The following is a 3,088-nucleotide window of genomic DNA, read 5'->3' as shown; positions in this document are numbered from 1 at the left end:
CTCGAACGCTGGCTGACGCGGTCCATCATGTTCGCGAACGGCACGGGAGCCGATCCCGCGCAGGTGGCGGCCTCTGCCGCTTCCATGGCGCAGCGGCTGCCCGTTCTGTCCGCCGAAGAGGACGAAGCACTCCTCGCGGAAGCGGCTTTTCCGACGTCGCCCTGTTCTACGCCGGATTCACGTTCCGAGGCTGGGTCGCAGCGGCCTGACGGCCGGAGATTTGCAGCACCTCACGAAATCGTCATCGCCTCGCGCCAATGGAGCTTCGCCGCCAGGAATAACCCCTCCCCTCGCCCGATCACGTCTCCGCTGGCCCAATCACGGGCGCATGGAGAACTGCGATGAGCGAGTTCGATCACGACCACAGGGATGAAGAGCGCGGCGTCAGCCGCCGCCGGGTGCTGGAGTGCATGACCTGGGCGGGCACCGGCGTGCTCTGGACAGTGGCGGGCGGCGTGCCGCGCTCGCTCGGCATGGTCGGCTCGGCGCAAGCGGCCGAGGCCTCTGGCATGACCTTCCTGCAGATCAGCGACAGCCATGTCGGCTTCGACAAGGCCGCCAATCCGAACGCGCTTGGCACGCTGGAAGAAGCGATCGGCAAGATCAACGCCATGCCCGCGAAACCCTCCTTCATGATCCACACCGGCGACATCACGCATCTGTCGAAGGCCGCCGAGTTCGACAATGCCGAGCGCGTCATCTCGCAGGCCAAGCTCGACGTGCATTACGTGCCGGGCGAGCACGATCTGATCGACGAGGAAGTCAAGCTCTACAAGGAGCGCTACGGCCGCGGCACCAGGGGCGCCGGCTGGTATTCGTTCGACGCCGGCGGCGTGCACTTCGTCGGCCTCGTCAACGTCGTCGACCTCAAGGCCGGAGGCCTGGGCAATCTCGGCGCCGAGCAGCTCGAATGGCTCGAGGACGATCTGAAGGGCCGCTCGAAATCGACCCCGATCGTGCTGTTCGCCCACATCCCGCTATGGACCGTCTATCCGACCTGGGGCTGGGGCACCGAGGACGGCGCACGCGCACTGGAATATGTGAAGGGTTTCGGCTCGGTGACCGTGCTGAACGGGCACATTCACCAGGTGATGCAGAAGGTCGAAGGCAACGTCACCTTCCACACCGCGCGCTCCACCGCCTTTCCGCAGCCGGCGCCCGGCACTGCGCCCTCACCGGGCCCGATGAAGGTCGAGGATGCCAAGCTGCGCAGCGTGCTCGGCATCGCCAGCGTCAACTTCAAGCAGGGGCAGGAGCGCCTCGCCATCATCGACACGCCGCTGCAGGGCTGAAGAGGGACAGGTTCATGAGCACGATCAATCGCCGTGACTTCGGCATCGCCGTCGCCGCGGCCATGCTGCTCCCCGCCAGCGCTGCGCGTGCCGCCGATATGGAAGTGCATATCGACAACTTTGTTTTCCAGCCCGCGCAGCTCGACGTGAAGGTCGGCACGACCGTCACCTGGACCAATCGCGACGACATTCCGCACACGGTGGTGTGCGCAGGAAAATTCAGGTCGAAACCCATGGACACCGACGGCAGCTTTTCATTCACCTTCACGGAGGCCGGCGAGTACAAATATTTTTGTTCGCTGCACCCGCACATGACAGGCATGATCATGGTCGAGTAAGTTGACAATCTCTGCCAGCGCGACCCTGCCCGGCCGGCGGATCGACACCGGCCGGGCCAAGACATTCGCCGCACAAACCGGGCATGAGGCGATGAAAGCGTCGGAGGACAATCCCGAGAAGGCGCGGCGCTTTCGCGAGGCCGCACTGCCTTATCTCGACGATGCCTATACACTGGCACGCTATCTCCTGCGGGACGCCAGCGATGCCGAGGATGCGGTGCAGGAGTGTTTCCTGCGCGCCTACAAGCATTTCGACAGCTATCGCGGGCCGGCAATGAAGCCATGGCTGTTCGCGATCCTGCGCAATGTCTGCCGTGCGGAATATGCGCGCCGCGCGGGCATCAAGATCGGCGCGATCGAGGACGTCGCCGACAGCGCGGAGGCAACCCCGCTCTGGCATGAGGCGCAGGAGACGCCGGAGACGCAGATGCTGCGCGAGAAGGATTCCGCGGCAATTCGCCGGCTGATCGCGGCGCTTGCCGAACCGTTTCGCGAGACCTTCGTGCTCCGGGAAATCCAGAACCTTTCGTACCGCGAGATCGCCGATGTTGCGGCCGTCCCCGTCGGCACCGTGATGTCGCGACTTGCCCGCGCCCGCGCGATGCTGCGCTCGGCGTGGCTCGCGGAACAGGAGCAAGCAAAATGACCTGCGAGGAAGCCGAGGTGCTGCTTCAGGCGCTGATCGACGGCGAGCTCGACGCGGGACATGCGCGCGAGGTCGAGGACCACATCGCAGGCTGCCCGCGCTGCACGGAGCTGGCGAAAGACTATCGCGCGATGAGCCGCATGATCGCGGAAAAGGGTGCAAGCTACACTGCGCCGCCCGAGCTGCGACGGCGCATCGAGGCCGCGCTGCCGCAGCCGAAGGCCGCGCCAAGCCGCCGCGCGGTGCTGCGCGGCTTCGCGCTGGGATCGGCGGTCTCCGCGATGGCTGCGACCGGGCTCGTCGCCGTCATCCTGCGCAATGACGATGACACACGCGTCCAGTCGGAACTGGTCTCGGCGCACCTGCGCTCGCTGCAGGCCGGCCATCTCACCGACGTGCTTTCCACCGACCAGCACACGGTCAAGCCGTGGTTCAACGGCAGGCTCGATGTCGCCCCGCCCGTGATCGACCTCACCGCCCTGGGCTTCACCCTGATCGGCGGACGCCTCGACTATGTCGACGCCCGCCCGATCGGCGCCGTGGTCTATCGAAGGCGCCAGCACGTCATCAACCTGTTCGTCGCGCAGACATCAGACACCGAGCGCCACGGCGCCAGGACGAGCCAGCGGCAGGGCTTCAACATCCGCCACTGGAGCGATCACGGCCTGAACTTCTGGGCCGTCAGCGACCTCGCCGCCGACGAGCTTGCCGAGTTCGGCGAGAAGTTCGAGACGGCGATGCGGACTCCAGCTTCGTAGCTTCGTAGCCCGGATGGAGCGAAGCGTAATCCGGGGTTTGCCGCCGCTTGCGAC

Annotated in this window: 4 protein-coding genes and 1 pseudogene; all 5 read left to right on the top strand. The window is 65.8% G+C overall.

Going from position 1 to position 3,088, the window contains the following annotated elements; translation table 11 throughout:
* Nucleotides 1–345: pseudogene (locus CWO89_RS49320) on the top strand (hypothetical protein); the annotation flags it as partial.
* The gene (locus tag CWO89_RS42395; RefSeq protein WP_028167161.1) at nucleotides 342–1,292 is read left to right on the top strand and encodes a metallophosphoesterase family protein; all 951 of its coding nucleotides are present in this window, start codon (nucleotides 342–344) and stop codon (nucleotides 1,290–1,292) included. The pseudogene CWO89_RS49320 and the gene CWO89_RS42395, both read left to right, overlap by 4 nt.
* A 14-nt stretch (nucleotides 1,293–1,306) precedes the next feature.
* Nucleotides 1,307–1,630, top strand: a complete 324-nt coding sequence (locus CWO89_RS42390; RefSeq protein WP_130584148.1) for a cupredoxin domain-containing protein — start codon at nucleotides 1,307–1,309, stop codon at nucleotides 1,628–1,630.
* A 91-nt stretch (nucleotides 1,631–1,721) separates the two neighbouring features.
* Nucleotides 1,722–2,276: a sigma-70 family RNA polymerase sigma factor gene (locus CWO89_RS42385; protein ID WP_130584149.1), complete on the top strand. Its 555-nt coding sequence runs from the start codon at nucleotides 1,722–1,724 to the stop codon at nucleotides 2,274–2,276.
* Complete coding sequence (locus tag CWO89_RS42380) at nucleotides 2,273–3,034, top strand: anti-sigma factor family protein (RefSeq protein WP_130584147.1); 762 nt, start codon at nucleotides 2,273–2,275, stop codon at nucleotides 3,032–3,034. The genes CWO89_RS42385 and CWO89_RS42380 overlap by 4 nt, the downstream gene beginning before the upstream one ends.
* The last annotated feature ends 54 nt before the right edge of the window (nucleotides 3,035–3,088 follow it).

It is taken from the genome of Bradyrhizobium sp. Leo170 (assembly GCF_004296405.1).
GTDB lineage: Bacteria > Pseudomonadota > Alphaproteobacteria > Rhizobiales > Xanthobacteraceae > Bradyrhizobium.
Note: the sequence above shows the minus strand (reverse complement) of the source record. Positions and strands in the feature narration are given on the sequence as shown.

Coding starts and splice junctions, on each gene's coding strand:
- CWO89_RS42395 (WP_028167161.1), top strand. CDS start 342: ATGAGCGAGTTCGATCACGACCACAGGGATGAAGAGCGCGGCGTCAGC.
- CWO89_RS42390 (WP_130584148.1), top strand. CDS start 1,307: ATGAGCACGATCAATCGCCGTGACTTCGGCATCGCCGTCGCCGCGGCC.
- CWO89_RS42385 (WP_130584149.1), top strand. CDS start 1,722: ATGAAAGCGTCGGAGGACAATCCCGAGAAGGCGCGGCGCTTTCGCGAG.
- CWO89_RS42380 (WP_130584147.1), top strand. CDS start 2,273: ATGACCTGCGAGGAAGCCGAGGTGCTGCTTCAGGCGCTGATCGACGGC.